23 protein-coding genes are annotated in these 20,956 nt (G+C 68.8%); 18 read left to right on the top strand and 5 right to left on the bottom strand.

Features of this window, described 5'->3' with window-relative positions; all coding sequences use genetic code 11:
• Positions 1 to 79: 79 nt before the first annotated feature.
• Entirely contained in the window at positions 80 to 568 is a 489-nt protein-coding gene (locus AB4879_RS12655) for an inorganic diphosphatase (protein ID WP_102807356.1), read from the bottom strand.
• A gap of 161 nt (positions 569 to 729) precedes the next feature.
• Between AB4879_RS12655 and dacB the strand changes: the two genes are divergently transcribed.
• From dacB to hpt, 4 genes are read left to right on the top strand one after another with little or no spacing between them, the layout of a single operon-like run.
• Positions 730 to 2,112: a D-alanyl-D-alanine carboxypeptidase/D-alanyl-D-alanine-endopeptidase gene (gene dacB, locus AB4879_RS12650; protein WP_370507831.1), complete on the top strand. Its 1,383-nt coding sequence runs from the start codon at positions 730 to 732 to the stop codon at positions 2,110 to 2,112.
• Positions 2,109 to 3,155 carry a zinc-dependent metalloprotease gene (locus AB4879_RS12645; RefSeq protein ID WP_370507830.1) on the top strand — a complete coding sequence of 349 codons (1,047 nt, stop codon included), beginning with the start codon at positions 2,109 to 2,111 and terminating at the stop codon, positions 3,153 to 3,155. The genes dacB and AB4879_RS12645 overlap by 4 nt, the downstream gene beginning before the upstream one ends.
• Positions 3,134 to 4,099, top strand: coding sequence for a tRNA lysidine(34) synthetase TilS (gene tilS / locus AB4879_RS12640; protein WP_370507829.1), 966 nt, complete (start codon positions 3,134 to 3,136; stop codon positions 4,097 to 4,099). The genes AB4879_RS12645 and tilS overlap by 22 nt, the downstream gene beginning before the upstream one ends.
• The gene (hpt, locus tag AB4879_RS12635; protein ID WP_199189881.1) at positions 4,096 to 4,707 is read left to right on the top strand and encodes a hypoxanthine phosphoribosyltransferase; all 612 of its coding nucleotides are present in this window, start codon (positions 4,096 to 4,098) and stop codon (positions 4,705 to 4,707) included. Before tilS ends, hpt begins: the two co-directional genes overlap by 4 nt.
• Positions 4,708 to 4,785: 78 nt before the next feature.
• Here the strand turns inward: hpt and AB4879_RS12630 are convergent, their stop codons facing one another.
• A complete protein-coding gene (locus tag AB4879_RS12630; protein WP_370507828.1) occupies positions 4,786 to 5,505 on the bottom strand; it encodes an SIMPL domain-containing protein in 720 nt (239 codons plus the stop codon).
• Positions 5,506 to 5,541: 36 nt separating this feature from the next.
• Here AB4879_RS12630 and AB4879_RS12625 point away from each other — a divergent pair, with 36 nt between their 5' ends.
• The 3 genes from AB4879_RS12625 to AB4879_RS12615 all read left to right on the top strand — a co-directional run bounded on the left by AB4879_RS12625 (position 5,542) and on the right by AB4879_RS12615 (position 7,656).
• Positions 5,542 to 6,315 carry an MBL fold metallo-hydrolase gene (locus AB4879_RS12625; protein WP_370507827.1) on the top strand — a complete coding sequence of 258 codons (774 nt, stop codon included), beginning with the start codon at positions 5,542 to 5,544 and terminating at the stop codon, positions 6,313 to 6,315.
• A 144-nt stretch (positions 6,316 to 6,459) separates the two neighbouring features.
• The gene (locus tag AB4879_RS12620) at positions 6,460 to 7,062 is read left to right on the top strand and encodes a TetR/AcrR family transcriptional regulator (RefSeq protein ID WP_102807350.1); all 603 of its coding nucleotides are present in this window, start codon (positions 6,460 to 6,462) and stop codon (positions 7,060 to 7,062) included.
• Between the two features lie 90 nt (positions 7,063 to 7,152).
• Entirely contained in the window at positions 7,153 to 7,656 is a 504-nt protein-coding gene (locus AB4879_RS12615; RefSeq protein ID WP_102807349.1) for a Clp protease N-terminal domain-containing protein, read from the top strand.
• Here the strand turns inward: AB4879_RS12615 and AB4879_RS12610 are convergent.
• Entirely contained in the window at positions 7,653 to 8,834 is a 1,182-nt protein-coding gene (locus AB4879_RS12610) for an LLM class flavin-dependent oxidoreductase (protein ID WP_370507826.1), read from the bottom strand. The genes AB4879_RS12615 and AB4879_RS12610 overlap by 4 nt on opposite strands.
• A complete protein-coding gene (locus AB4879_RS12605) occupies positions 8,831 to 9,730 on the bottom strand; it encodes an alpha/beta fold hydrolase (RefSeq protein WP_370507825.1) in 900 nt (299 codons plus the stop codon). The genes AB4879_RS12610 and AB4879_RS12605 overlap by 4 nt, the downstream gene beginning before the upstream one ends.
• 174 nt (positions 9,731 to 9,904) lie before the next feature.
• On the opposite strand from AB4879_RS12605, the gene ftsH reads away from it, so the two are divergent.
• The 11 genes from ftsH (at position 9,905) to AB4879_RS12550 (ending at position 19,681) form a co-directional block, all read left to right on the top strand.
• Positions 9,905 to 12,235, top strand: a complete 2,331-nt coding sequence (gene ftsH / locus AB4879_RS12600) for an ATP-dependent zinc metalloprotease FtsH (protein ID WP_102807347.1) — start codon at positions 9,905 to 9,907, stop codon at positions 12,233 to 12,235.
• A gap of 17 nt (positions 12,236 to 12,252) precedes the next feature.
• Positions 12,253 to 12,855 carry a GTP cyclohydrolase I FolE gene (folE, locus tag AB4879_RS12595; protein ID WP_102807395.1) on the top strand — a complete coding sequence of 201 codons (603 nt, stop codon included), beginning with the start codon at positions 12,253 to 12,255 and terminating at the stop codon, positions 12,853 to 12,855.
• Positions 12,852 to 13,706 carry a dihydropteroate synthase gene (gene folP / locus AB4879_RS12590; protein ID WP_370507824.1) on the top strand — a complete coding sequence of 285 codons (855 nt, stop codon included), beginning with the start codon at positions 12,852 to 12,854 and terminating at the stop codon, positions 13,704 to 13,706. Before folE ends, folP begins: the two co-directional genes overlap by 4 nt.
• Entirely contained in the window at positions 13,699 to 14,100 is a 402-nt protein-coding gene (folB, locus tag AB4879_RS12585) for a dihydroneopterin aldolase (RefSeq protein ID WP_102807394.1), read from the top strand. Before folP ends, folB begins: the two co-directional genes overlap by 8 nt.
• A complete protein-coding gene (folK, locus tag AB4879_RS12580; RefSeq protein ID WP_102807345.1) occupies positions 14,097 to 14,618 on the top strand; it encodes a 2-amino-4-hydroxy-6-hydroxymethyldihydropteridine diphosphokinase in 522 nt (173 codons plus the stop codon). The genes folB and folK overlap by 4 nt, the downstream gene beginning before the upstream one ends.
• Complete coding sequence (locus AB4879_RS12575; RefSeq protein WP_370507823.1) at positions 14,618 to 15,091, top strand: DUF3180 domain-containing protein; 474 nt, start codon at positions 14,618 to 14,620, stop codon at positions 15,089 to 15,091. The genes folK and AB4879_RS12575 overlap by 1 nt, the downstream gene beginning before the upstream one ends.
• 67 nt (positions 15,092 to 15,158) lie before the next feature.
• Complete coding sequence (locus AB4879_RS12570; protein ID WP_370507822.1) at positions 15,159 to 16,493, top strand: DUF6779 domain-containing protein; 1,335 nt, start codon at positions 15,159 to 15,161, stop codon at positions 16,491 to 16,493.
• 95 nt (positions 16,494 to 16,588) lie between these two features.
• Positions 16,589 to 17,524: a Rossmann-like and DUF2520 domain-containing protein gene (locus AB4879_RS12565; protein WP_370507821.1), complete on the top strand. Its 936-nt coding sequence runs from the start codon at positions 16,589 to 16,591 to the stop codon at positions 17,522 to 17,524.
• Positions 17,521 to 18,450 carry a pantoate--beta-alanine ligase gene (gene panC, locus AB4879_RS12560; RefSeq protein ID WP_102807341.1) on the top strand — a complete coding sequence of 310 codons (930 nt, stop codon included), beginning with the start codon at positions 17,521 to 17,523 and terminating at the stop codon, positions 18,448 to 18,450. Before AB4879_RS12565 ends, panC begins: the two co-directional genes overlap by 4 nt.
• On the top strand, positions 18,450 to 18,866 hold the full coding sequence (gene panD / locus AB4879_RS12555) for an aspartate 1-decarboxylase (protein ID WP_102807340.1): 417 nt from the start codon (positions 18,450 to 18,452) through the stop codon (positions 18,864 to 18,866). Before panC ends, panD begins: the two co-directional genes overlap by 1 nt.
• Before the next feature lie 2 nt (positions 18,867 to 18,868).
• Positions 18,869 to 19,681 carry a type III pantothenate kinase gene (locus AB4879_RS12550; RefSeq protein ID WP_115317527.1) on the top strand — a complete coding sequence of 271 codons (813 nt, stop codon included), beginning with the start codon at positions 18,869 to 18,871 and terminating at the stop codon, positions 19,679 to 19,681.
• Here the strand turns inward: AB4879_RS12550 and AB4879_RS12545 are convergent.
• The gene (locus tag AB4879_RS12545; RefSeq protein WP_370507820.1) at positions 19,678 to 20,946 is read right to left on the bottom strand and encodes an alanine racemase; all 1,269 of its coding nucleotides are present in this window, start codon (positions 20,944 to 20,946) and stop codon (positions 19,678 to 19,680) included. The genes AB4879_RS12550 and AB4879_RS12545 overlap by 4 nt on opposite strands.
• Positions 20,947 to 20,956 lie beyond the last annotated feature (10 nt).

Genomic DNA, 20,956 nt, shown 5'->3' with positions numbered 1-20,956 from the left:
TCATGATCGAAAAGCCATAGGACAACCGCGTTACCGATTGTTACAGCCAGGCAAACTTTCTCACCAGGGCGGTCAGCCCTCAGTGATCTGCTTTGGCGAACCGTTCGCGGGAGCGCTCCACCTCGGCCTCGGCCTCGGCGCGTCCGACCCAGTCGGAGCCCTTGACGAACTTGCCCGGCTCGAGATCCTTGTAGTGGGTGAAGAAGTGCTGGATCGAATCGAGTTCGTCCTTGGGCACGTCGCCGATGTCCTGGATGTGATCCCAGCGGTTGTCCCCGGCAGGCACACACAGCACCTTGTCGTCGCCGCCGGCCTCGTCGACCATCTTGAACATGCCGACCGGGCGCACCTCGATCAACACCCCCGGAAACACCGACAGCGGCAGCAGCACCAGCGCATCCAGCGGGTCGCCGTCCTCGCCGAGGGTGTCCTCGATGAAGCCGTAATCGGCCGGGTACGCCATCGGCGTGTAGAGGTAGCGGTCGAGGCGCACACGTCCGGTTTCGTGGTCGACCTCGTACTTGTTGCGCTGGCCCTTGGGGATCTCGATGGTGACGTCGAACTCCACCGTGCGACTCCTTATTTCCGCTGACACCTGCCCGCCGGGATTATCCCCGGTCGCTTCGCTCTGCCCGCCGAACCCGGCGACGCGGCCTACCCTAACGCCCGCGCTGGCCTGCACCGCACGGTGGTTCGGCACAATGAGACGAAACGAAAGTCAGGAGAGCGATGAGGCCGACTCAATGGCGGCGCTCCACTCACGTGGTGCTCGCCGTGGCGGTGATCGCGCTGGTTGCGGCCGTCGTCGCGGTGGCCGCCGTCCTGACGCACGGTGACACCAGCAGCGCGCAGGCCCCGCCGGGCCACGCACTGGTGACCGCCAGTCCCGGTGTGGTCCCGGTGTCCGATACCGCGCCGGTGCCCACCGCTGCCGGTCTGAACGCCACGCTGGCCCTGCCCGTCGCCGATCCCAATCTCGGCAACGTCAGCGGCCGGGTCACCGACGCGCGGACCGGCACCCAGCTCTGGGAGCATCGTGCGGACGTGCCGCTGCTGCCCGCCTCGACCAACAAGACGCTCACCACCGGCGCTGCGCTGCTGGCGCTGAACCGCGACGAGCGGGTCACCACGACCGTCGTCGCGGCCGATCAGACCACCCAGCCCGGCGTGGTGGTGCTTGTCGGCGGCGGCGATCCGATCCTGTCGGCCGCCCCGGCCGGCCAGGAGACCTGGTATCGCGGCGCCGCCCGGATCAGCGATCTCGCCGATCAGGTGCGCAAGAGCGGAGTCACCGCGACGGCAGTTCAGGTGGACGATTCCCTCTACAGCGGACCGGATTTCGCGCCCGGCTGGGATCCCGCCGACATCGACGGCGGCGACATCGCCCCGATGCAGTCGGTGATGATCGACGCCGGTCGCATCCAGCCGACCACGGTCGATTCGGCGCGGTCCCGAACCCCCGCCCTGGACGCCGGCCGCGCTCTGGCCAGCGCGCTGGGCGTCGACCCGGCCAAGGTCACGATGGCGGCCAGGCCGCCGACCGGCAGGCAGCTGGCAGCGGTGCAGGGCGCACCGCTGATGGAGCGGCTGCGGCAGATGATGAACGCCTCCGACAACGTGATGGCGGAGGCGATTGCCCGGGAAGTCGCCAAGGCCGGTGGACGGCCGATGAGCTTCGCCGGCGCGGTCGACGCGATCACCACCAAGCTCTCCTCCGCCGGCGTCGACATGACCGGTGCCACGCTGTTCGACTCCAGCGGGTTATCGGTGCTGGACCGGCTCACGGCAAAAACGCTCGACGAGGTGATCCAGGCCGCCGCGGGGCCCGATCAGCCGGCCATGCGCCCGCTGCTGGATGTGCTGCCGATCGCCGGCGGCAGCGGGACGCTGTCGGACCGCTTCCTCGGCGGTGACTCCAAGGGGGCGTCGGCGGGCTGGCTGCGGGCCAAGACCGGGTCGCTGACGGCGGTCAACACCCTGGCCGGGGTGGTCACCGACGCCGACGGCCGGGTGCTGACGTTCGCGTTCATCTCCAACGACGCCGGGCCGATGGGCCGGGTGGCGCTCGACGCACTGGCCAGCGTCCTGCGGACCTGCGGGTGCGGCTCATGAGCTCGCAGGTGACGGTGGGCCGCGCCGTGGACTGGGCCTTCGCCGGGAATGTCGGCGCCTGGCTGGCCCGGCCCGGGCCGCCCGCCACGGACTACACCCGCAGCCAGGCCGTCGACGAACTGTCTGTCGCGGCGCGCAAAGCCGAAGGCCCGGTCCGCGAGGTCACCCGGATGGGCGGCGACGCCCCCGTCGCCGAAGCGCGCATCGTCGACCGCCCGGGGTGGATCCGGGCGGCGTCGGACTCCATGCGGGTGATGACCGGTGGCACGGAAACACCGAGCAACCCGGTCACCGGACGGGTGACCGGCGCGCAGACCGGTGCGGTGCTGGCGTTCATCTCCTCGGGGATTCTCGGCCAGTACGACCCGTTCGCCGACACCGGCACCGAGGACGGCCTGCTTCTGCTGGTCTACCCGAACGTGATCGCCGTCGAGCGCCAACTGCGGGTGTCGCCGGCCGACTTCCGGCTGTGGGTGTGCCTGCACGAGGTCACCCACCGGGTGCAGTTCTCCGCCAATCCGTGGCTGGCACAACATATGTCGCAGGCGCTCGGGGTGCTGACCTCCGATACGGCCGACGATGTGACGCAGGTGGTGGGACGGCTGGCGGACTTCGTCAAGAAGCGGCGCGGGGGTGAGTTGGGTGCCAACGACGCGGGCATCCTGGGGTTCATGCGCGCGGTGCAGTCCGAGCCGCAGCAGGTGGCGCTCGATCAGCTGCTGGTGCTGGGCACGCTGCTCGAAGGTCACGCCGACCATGTCATGGATGCGGTCGGCCCGGCCGTCGTGCCGTCGGTGCAGACCATCCGCAACCGGTTCGATCAACGCCGCCAACGCAAGCAGCCGCCGCTGCAGCGGCTGTTGCGGGCGCTTCTTGGGGTGGACGCCAAGCTCAGCCAGTACACCCGCGGCAAGGCGTTCGTCGACCACGTGGTGGCCCGGGTCGGGATGGACCGGTTCAACACGGTGTGGACGAGTGCGGACACCCTGCCGCTGCCCGACGAGATCGAAGATCCGCAGCGGTGGATCGACCGGGTGCTCTAGCCGCGCTGCGGGCCGGCGTGGCAGGCTTCGCGACCGAGCACCTGCCGGGCGCGACGTCCTGGTGCGTCGCGCTGTCCGGTGGACCGGACTCCCTGGCGCTGACAGCGGCGGCCGCCGCGGCCCTGCCGACCACCGCCCTGATCGTCGATCACGGTCTGCAGCCCGGCTCCGAGCGGGTCGCCGAGACCGCCCGCAGGCAGGCCCACGACCTCGGCTGCGTGGACGCCCGGGTGCTGCGGGTACAGGTCGGCGCCGACGGCGGTCCGGAGGCCGCCGCACGCACCGCGCGCTACGCCGCATTGGACGCCGCACGCGCCGGTGCGCCGGTACTGCTGGCGCACACCCTCGACGACCAGGCCGAGACCGTGTTGCTGGGACTGGGCCGCGGCTCGGGGGCGCGGTCGATCGCCGGCATGCGGGCCTGCGACCCGCCCTGGCACCGGCCGCTGCTGGGGGTGCGCCGCGCTGTCACCCATGCCGCATGCTCCGAGCTCGGGTTCACCCCGTGGGACGACCCGCACAATCACGACGCCCGGTTCACCCGGGTCCGGCTGCGCACCGAGGTGCTGCCGCTGCTCGAAGACGTGCTCGGCGGTGGTGTTGCCGAGGCGCTGGCCCGCACCGCGGCCGCGCTGCGGGAGGACACCGACGCTTTGGACGACTGGGCCGCCTTGGCGGCCGACGCCCTCGGCGACACCGGCGACAGCGTCGCGGTCACCGCGCTGACCGCGCTGCCCACCGCGGTGCGGCGCCGGGTGATCCGGGGCTGGCTGCTCGGCGGCGGCGCGACCAACCTCACCGACAAGCAGATCCGCGCGGTGGACGCGCTGGTCACCGCCTGGCACGGGCAGGGCGGAGTGGCGGTCGGCTCCGGACTTCGGCAGCAAAGATTGTTCGCCGCCCGCCGCGACGGCAGGCTGATGATGTACACACAACCGGTGTGAGATTGGTTGTCGGGCCTTGCTCGTGGCACAGTGTGGACGTGTCGGCGCACGAGCTGTACCCCGGGGACATCAAATCGGTCCTGTTGTCCCAAGAGCAGATTCACACCCGGACCGCTGAGCTGGCGGCCTCAGTCGCCCGCGACTACGCGGATTCGCTGAACGGTCAGGATCTGCTGCTGCTCACCGTGCTCAAGGGTGCGGTGATGTTCGTCACGGATCTCGCTCGTGCGATCCCGCTGCCCACGCAGTTGGAGTTCATGGCGGTCAGCTCGTACGGATCGTCGACGTCGTCGTCCGGGGTGGTCCGGATCCTCAAGGATCTCGACCGCGACATCCACGACCGCGATGTGCTGATCGTCGAGGACATCGTGGACTCCGGGCTGACGCTGTCCTGGCTGCTGCGCAACCTGGCGACCCGCCATCCCAAATCGCTGCGGGTGTGCACCCTGCTGCGCAAGCCGGACGCGGTACGCGCCGACGTCGACATCGAATACGTCGGCTTCGACATCCCCAACGAGTTCGTGGTCGGCTACGGCCTGGACTACGCGGAGCGTTATCGCGATCTGCCGTTCATCGGCACGCTCGAACCGAAGGTGTATCAGGGCTAGTCGGTCCGCTCCGTCCACACCGACGTTTGGCTGCGAAAGTCCTAGTGGAGCGCGCCATTTCGTCGATCTCGGCGATCGCTAGCTGAGCTCCCAGACCGCGGTCACCGAGAAGCTCACGGTCTGCTGGCCGGGCGCCAGCGGCACTGAACTGGCCATCGCGCCGCGGGGTGCGGGCATCGGCACCGGCGGAGTCGGGGGTGTGCCGCCGGGGGCCTCGGAGATCGAGATGATCTTGCCCAGCGACAGCCCGGACAGGTCGGCATACTGCTGCGCGCGCTGCTTGGCGTCGTTGAACGCCCGGGCCCTGGCGTCGCCGACCAACTTGGCGTCGTCCTCGATGGAGTAGCTCACCGAATTGATCCGGGTGGCGTCACCGCCGGCGCTGACGATATTGGCCAACACCTGCGAGGCCGTGTCGAGTTTGCGGATCTTGATCTGGATCGAATTGCTCGCCCGGTAGCCGGTGATCACCGAGTTGTCGCCGTACTGGGGCTGCAGGCTGACGCCGGTGGTGCTGATGTCCTTGGTGTCGACGCCGCTGGCGTTGAGCGCGTTGAGGACTGCGTTCTGGCGGTCGTTGGCCTGGTTCATCGCCGTGGTGACGTCGGCTGCGGCCGCCTCGACGCTCACGTCGGCGGTCAGTGTGTCGGGCACGCCCTTCACATCGCCGGAGCCGACGACGGTGACCTGCCGCGGGTTGGCGGGCACCGCGGGTGCCGAGTCGCAGCCGGTGAGGACGGCGGCGGCGGTAGCCGCCGAGGCCAGCGCAATAACGACACGACGTCCGGCGATGGGCATGGGAGACACCGTAGCGTGGCGCACTAGGTTTTTGGGATGGCCAAGCTGCAGCTCACTCACCTCGGCGGCCCCACCACGCTGATCGAGGTCGACGGCTGGCGGATCCTGACCGACCCGACCTTCGACTCGCCCGGCCGCCGGTACACGTTCGGCTGGGGCACGTCCTCGCGCAAGGTCGCCGGCCCGGCCCGGCCGCTTGACGTCGTGGCACCCGTCGACGTGGTGTTGCTCAGCCACGATCAGCACGCCGACAATCTCGACGACGCCGGCCGTGCCCTGCTCGCCCGGGCCGGCACCGTCGTCACCACAGTGCCCGCCGCGCGCCGGCTGGCCGCGCCGAATGTCCGTGGCCTGGCGGACTGGGAGTCGACGACGCTGCAGGCTGAGGACCGTCCGTCGCTGACGGTGACCGCCACCCCGGCCCGGCACGGCCCCAGGTTCAGCGGCCCGATCACAGGGAAGGTCAACGGGTTCGCGCTACACCGCGACCGCGAGGACACCGCCGCGCTGTGGATGTCCGGGGACACCGTGCTCTACCAGGGTCTGCGTGAGGTCGCCGAGCGGATACCGGTCGACGTGGCGCTGCTGCATCTCGGCGGTGTGCGGTTCGGGTTCACCGGGCCGGTGCGCTTCACGATGACCGCCCGCGAGGGCCGCGAGTTGACCCGCCTGATGCGGCCACGGGTGGTGGTGCCGGTGCACTATGAAGGCTGGACGCACTTCCGTGAGCCGGAAGCTGTTGCGCGCCAGAACCTGTCGGATCTGACGAACGTCCACTGGCTCACGCCGGGGGAGCGCACCGCGGTCTAGGCCTGCTTGCCGGCGCAGCTGAGCGGGTAACCACCGGGCGTTGATGGTCTTGCTCTGCCCTCGATGCGTGTCCACGGTGCGAAGCACGCAGACCTATGGTCGTTATTGACGGATGGGTCGGGTCGGCAAGGTGGAAGGGGACATGTGAACTCGGGGAGTCGCTCAGACCGGTCGAGACAGGACCGGATCCTCGACGCTGCGATGGAGGTGTTTTCCCAGCAAAGCGCCGCTGAGGCGACACTGCAGATGATTGCGGACTCCGCGGGTGTCTCGGTCGGGTTGGTGCAGCACCATTTCGGCTCGAAGGACGGCCTGATCGCGGCCGTCGACGCGCATGTGATGGCCGTCATCGGCGCCGCGATGACACAGCCGTTACCCGACTCGCCCACCGAGGCTGTGCTGGAGATGGGTAGCAGAGTGGGCTCGCTCCTGTCCGACCACCGAGCCGTCGTCGACTATCTCGCTCGTTTGCTGGTAGACGGCACCGACTCGGGCGTCGCGTTCTTTGACGCGACGGTGGCGATCGTGGTGAGCCACTGGCAGCAGTTGGCGGAGATCGGGGCCACGCGAGAAAACCTCGATGTGGTCTGGGCGGCGCTGAACCCGACGATACTGGTGTTCGGCGCCATCATCCTTCGTCGACATATCGAGCGCCACCTGCCAGAACCGCTGTGGACCCCCGAGCAGCTGAGTCGCTGGGAAGAGTCGGTCAACACGCTGCTCCGCTACGGCCAATTCAGAGGCTGAGTCGGTCGCACCGGTCGCAAGATATGCCGATCCGGCTGCGGGGGCGAGCCGGGTCCAGTACCATATGTGAATATTGTACAATACGTAAGTATGGTTGCTGGGAGCGCATTTCCGGGCGGGGATCTCGTCGCGGCCCGGGTTGCGGCTGCCCTCTCCGGCCTGAGTCCTGACGGTCGCGCCGCGGTGAATCGGGCCTACAGCGAGGCCTACGGATATGCCAGCGACCTCGTGGGGTCCGCGCACGTACTGATCGGGTTGGTGGCCGACACCTCGAATGCGGTCAGTTCGGCACTTCACGAACGCGCGGTGATCGTCGAGACGATTCAACGGCAGTTCGAGCAGATCACCGGCGCACAGCGCCGGGAGTCGCCGCGGTATATCCACCTGACCTTCAGCTCTCATGCCAAGGCGGTACTCATCGGTGCTGCCGATCTTGCTCGCGACACCCGATCCCCGATGACCGGCCTCAACCATCTGTGGCTGGCGGTCAGCCGGGCCGAGGGCTCGGTCGCCCGTCGCATCCTGGCCGACCTTGGCCACCTGAGTTACGTCGAGCAGCTGTGTGCGGCGTCAATGTCCCCGGACGTCAGCTAAGCCTGCTCGCCGGCGTGCTCGCCGATCGCCTTCATGATCGCCTCACCGGCGCGACCGAACAGATCGTCGCGTTTGCGCTGCGCCCAGTCGTGCGACGCCCGCGGGGCCTGAAGCTGTCCCTTGAAGTGCGGCATGACTTTTCGCGCGAACAACTCATACGAGTGATAGGTGGCCTGGGGGTCGGCCCAGTCGTGGCCGAGCATCAGGAACGTGCCGAAGCCGCCCGAGCGGTCCAGCAGATCGGTGATGTAGGCGATGGCATCATCGGGTGTGCCGATACAGCAGTTGCCCCCGGCCGCATAATCGGCGACGAACTGCCGTGGGGACTGCTCTGCGGCCTCCACGTCATTGGACAGCGGTACGAACCCGGCGGCGCCGAAATAGTTTGCGAAATCCTGCAGTCCGTAGGTGCAGTCCTCGATCGCCTGCTCGCGGGTGTCGGCCAGGTGCATGATCCCCAGCACCCGCCACGTCGAGCGATCGGGCTCGGGCCGGCCGGCCTTGGCGGCCTGATCGACCACGACACCCCAGGCGTCCTCCAGCGCCGCGTACCCGCCGGGCACCGACATCGACAACGACAGCAACGAGGTGCCCAGCTGTCCGGCCAGTCGCGGACCCGATGGGGAAACCATTGCGGCCGTGGAGATTTCCGGGTACGGCCAGGTGTAGGGCCGGATATGCAGCTGCGCGTCGCGCAGGGTGAACCAATCTGAGTGCCGGTCGACCCGCTCGTCGGGCCCGGCGCGGAACAACGCCAGGATCGCGTCGAGCGACTCCTGCATCATCCGCCGCTGCTCGACCGGATCGATGCCCATCATGTACGCGTCCGACGGCAATGCGCCGGGCCCGGTGCCGAAGATCACCCGGCCCCGGGTCAGGTGGTCGAGCAGCACCCAGCGGTCGGCGACCATCAGCGGGTGGTGGTAGGGCAGCGACACCACGCCGGTACCCAGCCGGATGTGCTTGGTGCGCTCGGCGGCGGCGGCGATGAACACCTCCGGGCAGGCGATCAATTCGTACCCGCCGGAGTGGTGTTCGCCGAACCACGCCTCATCGAACCCGAGCCGATCCAGGGCGACCGTCCGCTCCAGGTCGTATTCCAGTGCGACGGTTGGGGATTGGCCTACCGGATGAAACGGCGTGATGAACACTCCGAAGTTCAGCGGCTTTTGCGTCACGACGACTCCACTTCGCGTAGGAACTCCAACAGGATCCGATTCACGTCCTCGGGGCGCTCCTGCTGCACCCAGTGCCCGGCGCCGTCGATCCACCGCTCGGTGTACGGCCCGGCCACCACCTCACGGGCGCGGGCCGGATTCATCGTCGGCGCGATCGGGTCTGCGGTACCGCCGACGAACAGCGCGGGCACGGTGATGTGCGCGCCGGCGAGCTGAGGCGTCGACTCCCAGTTCCGGTCGTAGTTGCGATACCAGTTCAGCGCGCCGGTGAATCCGGTCCTGCCGAACTCGGCGACGTAGTGGTCGAACTCGGCGTCGCTGATCCACCCGGGCGGCGCCGACGGGGAGAGGTCGGCGAACATCTCGCGCATGGTGGCGGCCACATCGGCGGCCATCTCGGCGTCGGCCCTGCCGGGTTCCTGGAACCGCAACATATAGAAGTCGTCGCCGAACTTTTCCCGCCACCGCTCGGTGGGCCGGCTCCGCGCCCGCGGGATCGGCGGCACGCTCAGGCCGGCGACCGCCCGGACCCGGTCCGGATGCAGCAGCGCGGTATGCCACACCACCATTGCGCCCCAGTCGTGGCCGATGAACACGGCCTGCGCCGCGCCGCCGCCAACTTCGGAGTCCAGCAGGGCCACCAGGTCGCCGGTGAGGCGGTGGATGTCGTAGGCCTCGATCGCCTCGGGTGCCGACGATCCGCCGTAGCCGCGCTGGTCGGGTGCCAGTACGTGGTAGCCGGCGTCGGCGAGGACGGGAATCTGGTGTCGCCACGAGTACGCCAGCTCGGGGAAGCCGTGCGCCAGCACCACCGCGGGCGCCCCCGGGTCACCGGCTTCGAGCACCCGCAACCGGACCTCGGCCACGTCGACTAACCGTTCGGTCGGAGCGAGCACGGTGCCAGCCAAGCACAGCTTCGGGCGGCCCGGAAGTGTCCGTTCGGCGCACAGCGAACAGCTACCAAAGCCTGACGGAAACCCTGTGGGCACTTGCCCACGTTGTCCTAGCGGTAGCCTGAACTATCCCAGCTGCGCATATCGGAAGGACCGGGCCGTAACGGCCGATGCTTGATGAACCGCAAAAACGTGATCCGCACACTCACGGTGATTGCCGTCGTGCTGTTGCTCGGCTGGTCGTTCTTCTATTTCAGCGACGACACCCGGGGTTACAAACCCATCGACACGTCGGTGGCGATGTCGCAGATCACCGGGGACAACGTCAAGAGCGCGCAGATCGACGACCGCGAGCAACAGCTCCGCCTCGAGCTGAAGAACGGCAACGGCGACACCGAGAACTCCAACAAGGTGATCACCAAGTACCCGACCGGGTACGGGGTGGACCTGTTCAACGCGCTGAGCGCCAAGAACATCAAGACCAACACCGTCGTGAACCAGGGCAGCATCCTGGGTTCGCTGCTGGTCTACATGCTTCCGTTGCTCCTGCTGGTCGGCCTGTTCGTGCTGTTCTCCCGCATGCAGACCGGCGGCCGGATGGGCTTCGGCTTCGGCAAGTCGAAGGCCAAACAGCTGGGCAAGGACATGCCCAAGACGACCTTCGCCGACGTCGCCGGCGTGGACGAAGCGGTCGAGGAGCTGTACGAGATCAAAGACTTCCTGCAGAACCCGTCGCGGTATCAGGCGCTCGGCGCCAAGATCCCGCGCGGCGTGCTGCTCTACGGTCCGCCCGGAACCGGTAAGACGCTGCTGGCCCGCGCGGTCGCCGGCGAGGCCGGAGTTCCGTTCTTCACGATTTCGGGTTCGGACTTCGTCGAGATGTTCGTCGGCGTCGGCGCCTCCCGGGTGCGCGACATGTTCGAGCAGGCCAAACAGAACAGCCCGTGCATCATCTTCGTCGACGAGATCGACGCTGTGGGTCGCCAGCGTGGCGCCGGTATGGGCGGCGGCCACGACGAGCGCGAGCAGACGCTGAACCAGTTGCTCGTCGAGATGGACGGATTCGGCGACCGGCAAGGCGTCATCCTGATCGCGGCCACCAACCGGCCCGACATTCTCGACCCCGCGCTGCTGCGCCCGGGCCGTTTCGACCGCCAGATCCCGGTCACCAGCCCCGACCTCGCCGGCCGCAAGGCTGTGCTGCGGGTGCACTCGCAGGGCAAGCCGATGTCCCCCGACGCCGACCTGGACGGACTGGCCAAGCGCACGGTCGGCATGTCGGGCGCCGACCTTGCCAACGTCATCAACGAGGCCGCGCTGCTCACCGCCCGCGAGAACGGCACCATCATCACCGCGGCCGCGCTGGAGGAAGCCGTCGACCGGGTGATCGGCGGACCCCGCCGCAAGGGGCGCGTGATCAGCGAGCTGGAGAAGAAGATCACCGCCTACCACGAGGGTGGGCACACCCTGGCGGCCTGGGCGATGCCCGACATCGAGCCGATCTACAAGGTGACGATCCTGGCCCGCGGCCGTACCGGCGGCCACGCCGTGTCGGTACCCGAGGACGACAAGGGTCTGATGACCCGCTCGGAGATGATCGCCCGGCTGGTGTTCGCGATGGGCGGTCGCGCGGCCGAGGAGCTGGTGTTCCGCGAGCCGACCACCGGCGCGGTGTCCGACATCGATCAGGCCACCAAGATCGCCCGCGCGATGGTCACCGAGTACGGCATGAGCGCCAAGCTGGGCGCGGTCAAGTACGGCACCGAGCACGGCGATCCGTTCCTGGGCCGCACGATGGGCACCCAGTCGGACTACAGCCACGAGGTCGCCCGCGACATCGACGACGAGGTCCGCAAGCTGATCGAGGCCGCGCACACCGAGGCGTGGGCGATCCTCACCGAATACCGCGACGTGCTCGACACCCTGGCCGGTGAGCTCCTGGAGAAGGAGACGCTGCACCGCAAGGAGCTGGAAGCCATCTTCGGTGACGTGAAGAAGCGGCCCCGCCTGACGGTGTTCGACGACTTCGGCGGACGCATCCCGTCCGACAAGCCACCGATCAAGACCCCGGGTGAGCTGGCCATCGAACGTGGCGAGCCGTGGCCCAAGCCGATGCCCGAGCCTGCCTTCAAGAAGGCGATCGCGCAGGCCAGTGCGCAGGCGCAGGCGCAGGCGCCGCGCGGCGGAAACGGCAACGGCGCGCACGCCGGCCAGCAGCCGCAACCGGGCTCGACGCAGCCCGACTACGGCGCTCCGGCCGGCTGGCATGCCCCCGGCTGGCCGCCGCAGGGTGGCCCGCAGCAGGGCCAGCAAGGCCAGCCGCATGGTCAGCAGGGCGGATATTGGTATCCGCCGCAGCCCGGTTGGGGCCAGCCGCATCCGCAGCAGGGCCAGCAATATCCGCCCTATCAGCCGTATCCTTCCCCCAGCCACACGGGTCAGCATGCGAAGCCGCAGGACGATTCGGGTGACGACGGGGGCCGGTCGAATCATGAGTCCCACGGCTGATGACGAACGGAGCTTCGATGGCGCAGCCCAACGCGAGCACGTTGGAGACCCCTGTGTTCGATCAGACCCGGGCCGAGGCCGCTGTTCGTGAACTGCTGCTGGCGGTCGGCGAGGACCCCGACCGGCACGGTCTGCAGGACACACCGGCGCGGGTCGCGCGGGCCTTCCAGGAGATGTTCTCCGGGCTGTACACCGATCCGGACGCGGTGCTGGACACCACCTTCGACGAGCAACACGACGAACTCGTGCTCGTCAAGGACATCCCGATGTACTCCACCTGCGAGCACCACCTGGTGGCGTTCCACGGTGTCGCGCACGTCGGCTACATCCCCGGCGAGGACGGCCGGGTGACCGGACTGTCGAAGCTGGCCCGGGTGGTTGATCTGTATGCCAAGCGCCCCCAGGTGCAGGAACGGCTGACCACCCAGATCGCCGACGCCGTGATGCGCAAGCTCAAGCCGCGCGGGGTGATCGTCGTGATCGAGGCCGAGCATTTGTGCATGGCGATGCGCGGGGTGCGCAAGCCGGGTGCGAGTACGACGACATCGGCGGTCCGCGGACAGTTCAAGTCCGACCATGCATCGCGATCCGAGGCGCTGGATCTCATCTTGCGTAAATGACGCAATCACACGGACCGCGCACCCTGGTGATGGGAGTTGTCAACGTCACCGACGACTCCTTCTCCGACGGCGGACGCTATCTCGACCCGGCCCGCGCCGTCGAACACGGACTGGCCCTGGTCGCCCAGGGTGCATCCATCATCGACGTCGGCGGTGAGTCCACCCGCCCCGGTGCGGTGCGCATCGACGCCGCCGTCGAGTCCGCCCGCGTCATACCCGTCATCAAAGAGCTTGCCGCCCAAGGGATCACGGTGAGCATCGACACCATGCACGCGGCTGTCGCGGCCGCCGCGCTGGACAACGGCGCAACCATCGTCAACGACGTCTCGGGCGGCAAGGCCGATCCGGTGATGGCGCCGCTGGTGGCCGAGGCGAAGGTGCCCTGGGTGCTGATGCATTGGCGCTCGGTGCGGACCGAGCATCCCCACGATGTGCCGGACTACGGCGACGTGGTGACCGAGGTGCGCGACGATCTGCTCGCCGGTGTCGACGCCGCCGTCGCGGCGGGCGTGGATCAGGAGAACCTGATCATCGATCCGGGTCTGGGGTTCGCCAAGACCGCCGACCACAACTGGGCGTTGCTGCACGCGCTGCCGGAGTTCGTCGCAACCGGAATCCCGGTGCTGGTCGGTGCGTCCCGCAAGCGGTTTCTCGGTTCGCTGCTCGCCGACGCCGACGGCACCGTCCGACCGCCGGACGGCCGCGAAACCGCGACCGCGGTGATCTCGGCGCTGGCCGCGGTCCACGGCGCCTGGGGTGTCCGGGTACACGACGTGCGCGCAAGTGTGGACGCACTCAAAGTGGCTGGAGCATGGGGTGGCGGACGAGAACAAGCAGGTGCGGATGGCTGACCGGATCGAGCTGCGCGGCCTGACGGTCCGCGGTAACCACGGCGTCTTCGATCACGAGCGCCGCGACGGACAGGACTTCATCGTCGACATCACCGTGTGGATCGACCTGGCCGCCGCCGCCGCCAGCGACGACCTCGCCGACACCTTCGACTACGGCACGCTGGCCCAGCGTGCGGCAGCCATCGTCGGCGGCCCGGCGCGCAATCTGATCGAGACGGTCGCCGGCGAGATCGCCGAGGATGTGATGAACGACCGGCGGGTGCATGCCGTCGAGGTGGTGGTGCACAAGCCGAACGCGCCGATCCCGTTGACGTTCACCGACGTTGCGGTGGTCGCGCGGCGGTCCCGCCGCAGCGGACGCGGCCAGATCGTTCCGCTCGGGGGTGAGCTGTGACGCGCGTGGTGCTGTCGATCGGCTCCAATCTCGGGGACCGGATGGCGCGGCTGCAGGCCGCCGTCGACGGGCTCGGCGATATGGTGCGCGCGCTCTCACCGGTCTACGAAACCGATGCCTGGGGTGGGGTCGAGCAGGGACCGTTCCTCAACGCGGTCGTGGTCGCCGACGATCCCGAGGCCGACGGTCACGAATGGTTGCGGCGCGCACAGGCTTTGGAGAACGCCAACGACCGAATCCGCGAGCAGAAGTGGGGACCGCGCACCCTCGACGTGGATCTCGTCACCTGTCATGACGGCGACGCCGAGGTCTTCTCCCGCGACGAGGGTCTGACCCTGCCTCATCCGCTGGCCCACATGCGGGCCTTCGTGATGGTGCCGTGGCTGGCCGTCGACCCCGACGCCGAGCTCACCGTGGCCGGGGAGAGCCAGCGGGTCGACCGGCTGCTGGCCGAGCTCGATGCGGTGGACCGCGACGGAGTACGCCTGACCCCTCTGGTGCTTCGGCTGGGCGCTTGATGGGGCCGACACGTAAACGCGATCTCACCGTCGCGGCCGTCGGAGTCGCGGTCCTGGCTTGGTTGTTGATGCGGGTGCTGTACCGCGACTTTCCTGCGATCACGGCATGGACGGGACTGTCTTTACTGGCGGTCGCCGTGCTCGAGGGCGCCTGGGGGGTGTCTGTGCGGACGAAAATCCGAGACGGGCAGATCGGTGTCGGCGGCGGGCGGCTACACCCGCTGGCTGTCGCACGCAGCGTGGCGATTGCCAAAGCCTCGGCGTGGGTCGGCGCGCTGATGCTGGGCTGGTGGGTCGGCGTGCTGGTCTACCTCTGGCTCCGGCGAACTGAACACGTGGCCGGCACCTTCATCCCCGGTGCGGTCATCGCGGTGCTGAGTGCCCTTGCGCTGGTGGCTGCCGCGCTCTGGCTGGAGTATTGCTGCCGCTCGCCCGGTGACCCGACCGACGATCCGGACGCCGCCCGGGAATAGTGCGAAGACGGCGAATCGCCGCAGCTCGACGACACGCGGACGGACATCGCGCGGGTACAGTCAGCCCATGACCGTTCTGTCCCGCGGCGCCAAGAATCGGCGCGGCGGCCGCAGGCCGGGTTGGCTGCTCTTGACGGTGTTGCTGGTCCTTGCCATTGCGGCCAGTTCCGCGTTGGTGTTCACCACTCGCGTCGAGCTGCTGAAGCTGGCGGTCATTCTGTCGTTGTGGGCCGCGGTGATCGGGGCATTCGTCTCCGTGATGTATCGCAGGCAGGCCGATATCGATGCCGCCCGGGCGCGTGATTTGAAGTTGGTCTACGACCTGCAGCTCGACCGGGAGATCTCGGCCCGCCGCGAATACGAACTCAGCGTCGAGTCGCACCTGCGCCGCGAGCTGGCGTCCGAGCTGCGTGCGCAGGCCGCCGACGAGGTCGCCGCGCTGCGGGCAGAATTGGCGGCGCTGCGGGCCAACCTGGAGATCATGTTCGACGCCGACCTGGGTGACCGGCCGGCGCTCGAGGGCGATCGGGCCGCCGACTGGACCCGCGACACAACGACCATGCCGCCGGTGCCCGGGCGTGTCGAGAGCAGCCGGATCACCCCGGTCCGGCCGCAGGACGCGGGCAGCCGCACCGCCGAGAACCCGATCATCGACGTTCCCGAAGAGCCGCTGGTGTCGGCGCAGCCGGAGCAGTCGGAGCGGCCGGAGCCGCGGCGCCGCCGCCGGGCCGAGCCGCAGCCCGAGCCGGTTGGTTCGCACCGGCGGCCGTGGGAAAACGGCGGGCAGAACGCCGAGCCGGCTGCCGAGCCGGAGCGACCGTTCGCGCCGCCCCCGCCGGACGCCGATGTCGCCGCCGCGGCCGCCGCCCTGGCGCCAGAACCCACGCAGTCCGAGCCGCCGCCCCCGTCGCCTGAGGGCGCCGAATGGCGACCGGTCGAACCCGACGGCCGCTGGCTGCCGCCGGGCTCGCCGGGCAGCAATTGGGTTGCCAACGCCGACAACGGTTTCGTCGTGCCGTCCGCCGCGGCGCAGGGATCGTCTGTCGACGGGCCCCGGGGTCGGCATTGGACCCCACCGCAGGAGGCGGCGCCCACAGTGGCGCCCGCCGAGGAACCCCGGCCGGAACCCCGGCCGGAACCCCGGCCCGAACCAGCGATGCAGCCGTCGCCGGAACCAGCCGCCCCCCGGTCGCGCCATGCCGTCGACAGTCCCGGCCAGCCCGCCATGACCACCCCACCGCCGCCGGCCCGGCACCGCGGGACCGAGGAACAGGAGGAGCCGCGGCGCAGAGCCCGGGACGCTGAGCAGACCGGCGGCCAGTCGGTCGCCGACCTGCTGGCCCGGTTGCAGGCCAATGCCACACCCGGGGAGGGCGGCAGGCGGCGTCGACGCGACGAGTAGGTCGCGAATCGGGGCGAGTTAGAGTTGTCCCGACCGTCCGGTACCTGGCACAGGACTGGAACGAACAACTCATTGACGTCAGCGAGGTCGTCTACGTGGGGACCCCCAGCGGCTTGCGCCCGGCCCGGCTCAAGATCGGCATCGTGTCGGCCGGCCGTGTCGGTACCGCCCTCGGTGTCGCGTTGGAGCGGGCCGAACACGTGGTGGTCGCCTGCAGCGCGATTTCGATGGCGTCGCGCCGGCTCGCCGAACGTCGGCTGCCCGACACCGAGATCCTGCCGGTGCCCGACGTCGCCGACCGGGCCGAGCTGCTGCTGCTGACGGTTCCCGATTCAGAACTGCCCGGCTTGGTGCGGGGGCTGGCGGCCACCGGTGCGGTGCACCGCGGAACCATCGTCGTGCACACATCGGGTGCGAACGGAGTTGCGATCCTGGCGCCGCTGGCCGACTTGGGGTGCGTCCCGCTGGCGATCCATCCGGCGATGACGTTCACCGGCGCCGATGAGGACATCGTCCGGCTGTCCGACAGCTGCTTCGGCGTCACCGCGGCCGACGAGATCGGCTATGCCATCGCCCAGTCGCTGGTGCTCGAGATCGGCGGCGAGCCGTTCGGGGTGCGCGAGGATGCGCGCACGCTGTATCACGCGGCCCTGGCCCACGCCAGCAATCATCTCGTCACGGTGGTAGCCGATGCGCTGGATGCGTTGCGAGCGGCGGTATCCGGCCAGGAGCTGCTCGGGCAGGAATTGGTCGGTGACGCGCCCGGTGGCCTGGCGGAGCGGATCGTGGGCCCGCTGGCCCGTGCCGCACTGGAGAACACGCTGCAACGCGGGCAGGCGGCGCTGACTGGGCCGGTCGCCCGCGGCGACGCGGCTGCGGTAGCGGGCCATCTCGCTGCACTTGACGCGGTGAATCCCGAACTGGCCCAGTCTTACTGCGCGAACTCATTGCGCACCGCCCAGCGCGCGCACGCCCCCGAGGAGGTTGTTGAGGTGTTGGCCAACTGGTCCGGACAAGGGCGGCGGCCATGACACCGCCGAAATTCATTGCTGGACAACTCAACCTGTACCAGACGCCGCAAGAGGTATCCGATGTGACCCGCGCGCTGCGCCACACCGGCAGGCGGGTGATGCTGGTGCCGACGATGGGCGCACTGCACGACGGCCACCTGTCGCTGGTGCGCGCGGCCAAGAAGGTGCCGGGTGCGGTGGTCGTGGTGTCGATCTTCGTCAATCCCTTGCAGTTCGGCGCCGGCGAAGATCTCGACGCCTATCCACGCACGCTGGAATCCGACCTCGAGCTGTTGCGCCGTGAAGACGTCGACGTGGTTTTCGCCCCGAGCGCATCGGCCATGTATCCAGCCGGCCCCCGGACCACAGTGCACCCCGGTCCGTTGGGTGGCGAGCTCGAAGGCGCCTCTCGACCAGGGCATTTCGCCGGAATGCTGACCGTCGTACTGAAGTTGCTGCAGATCGTGCGGCCGGACCGGGCGTTCTTCGGCGAAAAGGACTACCAGCAGCTCGTGCTGATCCGCCAGATGGTCGACGACCTCAACGTCGATGTCCGCATCGTCGGTGTACCCATCGTCCGCGAGGCTGACGGGCTGGCCATGTCCTCGCGCAATCGTTACCTCAATTCTGAAGAGCGCGAACAGGCTTGCGCGTTGTCCTCAGCTTTGTTGGCCGGCATGTGGGCGGCGGCCGGCGGCGCCGATGCCGCGCTGGACGCCGCTCGGGCGGTGCTCGACGAGGTGCCCGCCATCGAGGTCGACTACCTGGAACTGCGGGGACCGTGGCTTGATCAGGCTCCGCTGTCCGGCCCCGCCCGGCTGCTGATCGCCGCCCGGCTGGGCACCACCCGATTGCTGGACAACATCGCTGTCGATCTGTCCACCGACACCGCACCGCCCGGTGTCGGCGGCACCGGCGATCACCCCGAAATCACCTGGAGAAATTGATGTTCCGGACGATGCTGAAGTCGAAAATCCACCGCGCGACCGTCACCCAGGCCGACCTGCACTACGTCGGCTCGGTGACCATCGACGCCGACCTGATGGACGCCGCCGACCTTCTCGAAGGCGAACAGGTGACCATCGTCGACATCGACAACGGTGCGCGGCTGGAGACCTACGCGATCACCGGACGGCGTGGCACCGGTGTGATCGGAATCAACGGGGCGGCAGCGCATCTGGTCCACCCCGGTGATCTGGTGATCCTGATCGCCTATGGCGTGATGACCGATGCCGAGGCGCGGGAGTACCGGCCACGAGTCGTGTTCGTCGACGCCGACAACCGGCAGATCGATCTCGGTGACGACCCGGCGCATGTGCCGGACGACGTCACCGGTCTGCTGTCGCCGCGGACGGTGAGCTGACCGTGCTGCTGGCGATCGACGTCCGCAACACCCACACCGTCGTCGGGTTGATCTCCGGATCCGGCGACCATGCGAAAGTTGTGCAGCACTGGCGAATCCGTACTGAGCCGGAAGTGACTGCCGACGAACTCGCACTCACCATCGAAGGATTGATCGGCGACGACTCTGAACGCCTGACCGGTGCGACCGGCCTGTCCACCGTGCCCTCGGTGATGTACGAGGTGCGCCTCATGCTCGAGCAGTACTGGTCCGCAGTGCCGCACGTGCTGATCGAACCTGGTGTGCGCACCGGGATTCCGCTGCTGGTCGACAACCCGAAGGAGGTGGGAGCGGACCGGATCGTGAACTGCCTGGCCGCTTACGCCAAGTTCTCCTCCGCCGCCATCGTGGTGGACTTCGGATCCTCGATCTGTGTGGACGTGGTCTCCGCCAAAGGTGAATTCCTCGGTGGCGCAATCGCTCCCGGTGTTCAGGTGTCGTCGGACGCGGCAGCCGCACGGTCTGCGGCGCTGCGGCGCGTCGAGCTCACCAGGCCACGGTCGGTGGTCGGCAAGAACACCGTGGAGTGCATGCAGGCCGGTGCGATGTTCGGTTTCGCAGGTCTGGTCGACGGCCTGGTGAACCGCATCCGGGAGGATGTCGACGGCTTCGCCGGGTCCGACGTGGCTGTCGTCGCCACCGGTCATACCGCTCCGTTGATGCTGCCCGATCTGCACACGGTGCAGCACTACGACCAGCACCTCACGCTGGACGGCCTGCGGATGGTCTACGAACGCAACCGCGACAACCAGCGCCGGATCAAATCGGCCCGCTAGAAGAACGTTCGCACCAGATCGATCACCCGGCCGTGCTCGTCGAGCACCGGGATCAGCTGCCATTTGTCGAACACCGTGCACGGGTGCGATACCCCGAACTCGATCCAGCTGCCGACCGCGACCACGTCCTCGGCGGCCGGGGACAGCCGCAGAAACGCGTGCTGGTCGTTGAGCGCGGCGACTTCACAACCCGCCAGGTCCGTCCAGCCGGAGCCGATTCGAAGTCGTCGTGGCACAGGGAGATCTGCGTCGAACGACACGTCGCGACGGCCCATCGTCAACAACGCCAGGCCCGGCTCGGGCCGCGAACACACCTGAGCCCACACGTGCATCGCCGGTATGAACCCGCCCGGCTCGGCACCGGGTCTGGTCAGCGGCGAGGTCCGCAGATAGAGCCCGTCGTCATTGGTCAGATACACCCCGCTGCGCAAGACCGTGCGCCACGGACCGGTCAGCGTCTCGGCCACCAGGTCGAAATGCGTACTGCCACCCGCGGTTACGACCATGTCCGAACACAGCGGCGCCAGCCGCATCGCCACCGCGCGAACCCACTCGAGGTAACTCCGCACCCGGTCGAGACCGGCGGGCGACACGTCGTGGCCCAGGGCGGCCTCGTAGCCGGCCACCCCGACCAGCCGAAGGCGCGGACTGGCGACCGCCGCGGCGGCGACCGCATCGGCGCTCGCGTCGTCGCGGCAGCCGGTGCGAGTGCCCATTGCGCCGAGCTCGACGCAGACATCCAGCGGGCGTCGCGCGCCCGCCGCCTGCAGTGCCTCGGTCATCAGTGCCACCCCACGCGCGGAATCCACCCAGCAGATCAGCCGGAACTCGGGATTGCCGTCGAGCTCGGCGGCCAGCCACGCGAGGGCCGCGGCGTCCACCAGCTCGTTGGCCAGCACCACCTCGCGGACCCCGAACGCGCGGAAGGTTCGCACCTGGCTGATCGTCGCGGCGGTCACCGCGCATGCACCGGCCGCGAACTGCCGGGCCAGCAGTTGCGGCGACATGTGGGTTTTCCCGTGCGGCGCCAGCTCGACCCCGTGCCGGGCACACCAGCCCGCCATCGTTGCCAGGTTGTGCCGCAGCGCCGTATCGGAGAGCGTGCAGATCGGGCCCAGCGGTCCGGCGTCGAACAGGTCGGGCGCCGCCGCACGGATCTGTGCCACCGTCAGCCCCGCCCAGGAGGCCGGCAGCCCCTTGAACCGCCAGTCCACTCGTTCGCCCGCCAAGGCTGTGAGCGCGGCCGCGTTTAGGAGGGACCCCATGACCTCATTT

This window comes from Mycobacterium sp. SA01, from assembly GCF_041287105.1.
Taxonomy (GTDB): domain Bacteria; phylum Actinomycetota; class Actinomycetes; order Mycobacteriales; family Mycobacteriaceae; genus Mycobacterium.
Note: the sequence above shows the minus strand (reverse complement) of the source record. Positions and strands in the feature narration are given on the sequence as shown.